The following is a 4,615-nucleotide window of genomic DNA, read 5'->3' as shown; positions in this document are numbered from 1 at the left end:
GCTCGTCGGGCTCATAACCCGAAGGTCGTCGGTTCAAATCCGGCTCCCGCAACCAAACATCAAAAAAGGCTACTCGAAAGAGTGGCCTTTTTTGTATCCGATGAAAAAGTTCTTCTGAAACAATGACATGGCATCTTTCATGAAACCGTACACGGTTTGTAGAGTCCATCTCATTGCACGCTATGCTTACGCCTCTACGACCAATGGCCGCAGTCGCCGCCCCCGGTGATCCGCGTTAATATTTGTAATTATTTTGTCCATAGGGATTGGTAACTTGGCTGGATACCTCCATCCTGTCGCGCACAATCCACGAGGTGATTGATGCGCGCCAACTCGTCTGAACCACAAGACACCGTCACAGCAGAACAACCTATCGCCCCCACCCGCTTGCGCTGGCTGGATCTGTTGAGCAAATACCGGCAACCCATCGGGCTGGCCGTGACCTTGTTGCTGTTCGCAATCGCCCTGATTGCCTGCCGACACCTGCTATTGGAGCTGGACCTCTACGCCCTCCACGACTCGATCCTGGAAGTGCCCAAACCCGCATTGCTCGGTGCGTTCGCCGCCGCCGTCGCGGGGTTTGTCATTCTGTTGGGCTATGAGTTTTCCGGCGCACGTTATGCCGGGGTGAACCTGCCGGCGAAGACCTTGGCCCTTGGCGGCTTTACTGCCTTTGCGATCGGCAATGCCATTGGCCTGTCGATGCTCTCGGGCGGCTCGGTACGCTACCGTTTATATGCACGCCATGGCATCGGGGCTTCGGAAGTCGCCCACATGACCGTGTTCGCCAGCCTGGCACTGGGCTGCGCCCTGCCCCCGCTGGCTGCATTGGCCACTTTGAGCAACTTGCCGGCAGCGTCGACCTACCTGCATTTGCCACAAACGGTGCTCGGCGGCGTTGCCGGCGCAGTGCTGTTGCTGTCGGCCATGTTGTGCATCGGCATCTATCGCCGCCGCCTGCCGGAACAACCCTACCCGGACAACCTGCTGGTAAAAGCCGGGCGTCGAACCCTGCGTCTGCCCGGTCGCCGCCTGACATTCCTGCAACTGATCATCACCGCACTGGACGTGGCCGCCGCCGCCACCGTCCTTTATCTGCTGCTGCCGGAAGCACCGCCTTTCGGTCCGTTCCTGCTCGTGTACCTGCTGGCGCTGGCCGCTGGTGTGCTCAGCCATGTGCCAGGGGGCGTGGGCGTATTTGAAGCCATCCTGCTCGCCGCATTCGCCGACAAGCTCGGTGCCGCGCCATTGGCTGCGGCCCTGCTGCTGTACCGCATGATCTACGTGGTCCTGCCGCTGCTGATCGCCTGCGTATTCCTGCTGGTCAACGAAGCGCAGCGTCTGTTCCAGACTCAGCAAAGCCTGCGGGTAGCCTCGGGTTTGGCGGCGCCGGTGCTGGCCGTACTGGTTTTTTTGTCCGGCGTGGTCCTGCTGTTTTCCGGCGCCACGCCAGAAATCGACTCACGCCTGGAAAACATCGGCTTCCTGATTCCCCACCGCCTGATTGATGCCTCGCACTTCGGTGCCAGCCTGATCGGCGTGCTGTGCCTGTTGCTGGCCCAGGGCCTGCGTCGACGCTTGTCGGCTGCGTGGATGCTGACCATGGTGCTGCTGCTGGTGGGCGCCCTGCTCTCGCTGCTCAAGGGTTTCGATTGGGAAGAAGCCAGCCTGATGACCATGACGGCGATACTGCTGGCGATCTTCCGCCGCTCGTTCTATCGCGCCAGCCGCCTGACCGAGCTGCCTTTCTCACCGCTGTACCTGGTAGCCAGCGTCTGTGTGCTGGGGGCTTCTATCTGGCTGCTGCTGTTCGCGTATCAAGATGTACCGTACAGCCATCAACTGTGGTGGCAGTTCACCCTTGATGCCAACGCCCCGCGCGGCCTGCGTTCGCTGCTGGGTGCCGCCGTGCTGCTGGTCATCGTCTCGCTGACCTGGCTGCTGCGCACCGCACGCCCGGTGATCCACCTGCCGACACCCGAGGAGCTGGAACGCGCCAGCAAGATCCTGATGGCATCGTCGCAACCCGACGGCGGCCTGGCGCTGACCGGCGACAAGGCGCTGCTGTTCCACCCCAACGATGAAGCCTTCCTGATGTACGCCCGTCGCGGCCGCAGCCTGGTGGCCTTGTATGACCCGATAGGTCCGACCCAGCCCCGTGCCGAAATGATCTGGCAATTCCGCGACCTGTGCGACATCCATCATGCGCGCCCGGTGTTCTATCAGGTACGCGCCGAGAACCTGCCCTATTACATGGACATCGGCCTCACCGCGATCAAGCTGGGCGAAGAGGCGCGCGTCGACCTGAAACGCTTTGACCTGGAAGCCAAGGGCAAAGAGATGAAGGACCTGCGCTACACCTGGAACCGTGGCACCCGGGACGGCCTGTCCCTGGAGATCTTTGAACCCGGCACGGCACCGATGGATGAATTAAAAGTCATCTCGGACGCATGGCTTACCGGTAAGAATGTGCGGGAAAAAGGCTTTTCCCTCGGACGCTTCAGCGACGACTACCTCAAGCACTTTCGTATCGCGATCATTCGCTTCGAAGGCCGCCCGGTGGCCTTCGCCAACCTGCTCGAGACCTACAACCACGACCTGGCCAGCCTCGACCTGATGCGCGCCCACCCGGATGCGCCCAAATTGACCATGGAATTCATGATGGTCGGCCTGATTCAACACTATAAGAGTCACGGCTACGCCCGCTTCAGCCTCGGCATGGTGCCGTTGTCGGGCCTGCAACCGCGACGCGGCGCGCCACTGACCCAGCGCCTGGGCTCGATGGTGTTCCGTCGCGGCGAGCAACTGTATAACTTCCAAGGCTTGCGCCGCTTCAAAGACAAGTTCCAGCCTGACTGGGAACCCCGTTACATGGCCGTGCCCGCAGGACTTGACCCGCTGGTGGCACTGGCCGATACCGCCGCCCTGATCGCGGGCGGCTTGACTGGATTGGTGAAACGCTGATGATTCGACGCTCCTGGCGGTATGTATTGGCCTTTGTAGTGCTGCTCGCCCTGGTCCTGGGTGGCGGCTTTTGGTTCTGGAACCGCCCTGCCCCGCAGCCGACCCTGGAGCAACTGCCCCAGGCCGACGGCTCGGTGATGACCCGCGTGACCCCGGCCGGCACCCCGAAAGCCCGCGTCGCGGTGGCGGTGATGGCTGACGAAACCCTGACCGATAGCCAGTTGATTACCCTGAGCCAGGGCGGCAAGGCGCAGATCGTCCAAGTGATCCTGCCAAAGGATGACTGCAAGCTCCAGGAACAAGCGCTGCAAAGCGCCCTGGGCCAGCTCAAAGGCCCCGCGACCCTGGTCAGCGGCATCGGCCCTGGCGCCGCCCTCGCCTGGCGCTGGCTGGCCACTCAGAGCGACGACAAGGCCAACGCCATCTCCGTCGGCTTCGCGTTGGTGCAGGAAGGGTGCAAGGACCCACTGCCGAAAACCGCCGCGCATGGTAATTGGCTGGTGGCCTGGAACGACAACCCTGACGATGAAAGCGCCAGTTTCGTACGTGACACCCCGCGCGCCACCACCAGCATCAGCGACTATGACATTCACTATCCGCAAGTGCTGAACAACGAACTGCGCAAGCAACTGGTGGGTTCGGACAACGGCGGCCTGGCGATTCCCGTGGTGGAAGTGCCGGCTGGCCAGGCCAAGGACACCGTGACGTTGTTCCTTTCCGGTGATGGCGGCTGGCGTGACCTCGACCGCGACGTGGCCGGCGAAATGGCCAAGATCGGCTACCCCGTGGTCGGCATCGACACCCTGCGCTACTACTGGCAGCACAAGACCCCGGAACAAAGCGCCAAGGACCTCACCGAGCTGATGCAGCACTACCGGCAGAAGTGGGGCACCAAGCGCTTCGTGCTGACCGGTTACTCCTTCGGCGCGGACGTCCTGCCGGCGATCTACAACCGCCTGCCGGAAAACGAACAGCAGCGTGTGGACGTCATCATCCTGCTGGCCTTCGCCCGCACCGGCAGCTTTGAAATCGAAGTGGAAGGCTGGCTGGGCAACGCCGGCAAAGAAGCCGCGACCGGCCCGGAAATGGCCAAGCTGCCGGCTGACAAGGTGGTGTGCATCTACGGTGCCGAAGAAGTCGACGAGAGTGGCTGCACCGACAAGACCGCCGTGGGCGAGGCGGTGAAACTGCCGGGCGGGCATCACTTCGATGAGAACTATCCGGCACTGGCCAAGCGTCTGGTAGACATCATCGTGAAACATCAGGCCAAGTCCGAGTAATTCCGGGCTGTACGCCAAACAAACTGTGGGAGATTCTATGTTGCAGGACAACCCTGCAACGGCCGATTCGGTTGGTATTCGCTCTGGTTTTTCATCAGGGCGAACGCCACCCGTGCGAGTTTTCGGGCAAGAATTACCAAGGCCTGAGTCTTCTTGAATCCTCTGGCCAGGTACCCTTCATAAAATGGTTTCCAGGTCGCTGAACGACAGGCAGCCATGGCCGAGTTGTGGGCCAGACGCCGTATTTCCGGATCCCCTTTCTTGGTCAGACTGCGACTCCCCGTCTTTTTTCCCGAGTCATCGACCCTCAAGTCCATGCCCAAAAAAGCGATGAAGGCATTGCTATCCTTAAACTCGCCACGCAAAAAAGC

General features: G+C 61.3%; 3 protein-coding genes. 2 read left to right on the top strand and 1 reads right to left on the bottom strand.

Annotation, left to right across the window (positions count from 1 at the left end):
- Positions 1 to 321 precede the first annotated feature (321 nt).
- The gene (mprF, locus tag BM416_RS30235; RefSeq protein ID WP_065939213.1) at positions 322 to 2,964 is read left to right on the top strand and encodes a bifunctional lysylphosphatidylglycerol flippase/synthetase MprF; all 2,643 of its coding nucleotides are present in this window, start codon (positions 322 to 324) and stop codon (positions 2,962 to 2,964) included.
- On the top strand, positions 2,964 to 4,244 hold the full coding sequence (locus BM416_RS30230) for a virulence factor family protein (RefSeq protein ID WP_027605469.1): 1,281 nt from the start codon (positions 2,964 to 2,966) through the stop codon (positions 4,242 to 4,244). Before mprF ends, BM416_RS30230 begins: the two co-directional genes overlap by 1 nt.
- 35 nt (positions 4,245 to 4,279) lie before the next feature.
- Here BM416_RS30230 and BM416_RS30225 read toward each other — a convergent pair.
- On the bottom strand, positions 4,280 to 4,615 hold a 336-nt coding region (locus BM416_RS30225; RefSeq protein ID WP_139237798.1), incomplete at its 5' end, for a transposase.

The organism is Pseudomonas sp. NFACC42-2 (assembly GCF_900116055.1).
GTDB lineage: Bacteria > Pseudomonadota > Gammaproteobacteria > Pseudomonadales > Pseudomonadaceae > Aquipseudomonas > Aquipseudomonas marginalis.
The sequence above is the reverse complement of the archived record's forward strand: the minus strand, read 5'-3'. Positions and strand labels throughout refer to the sequence as shown.

What these genes read in the sequence shown, in the direction of transcription:
- mprF (WP_065939213.1), top strand. Translation starts at nt 322, where the DNA reads ATGCGCGCCAACTCGTCTGAACCACAAGACACCGTCACAGCAGAACAA.
- BM416_RS30230 (WP_027605469.1), top strand. Translation starts at nt 2,964, where the DNA reads ATGATTCGACGCTCCTGGCGGTATGTATTGGCCTTTGTAGTGCTGCTC.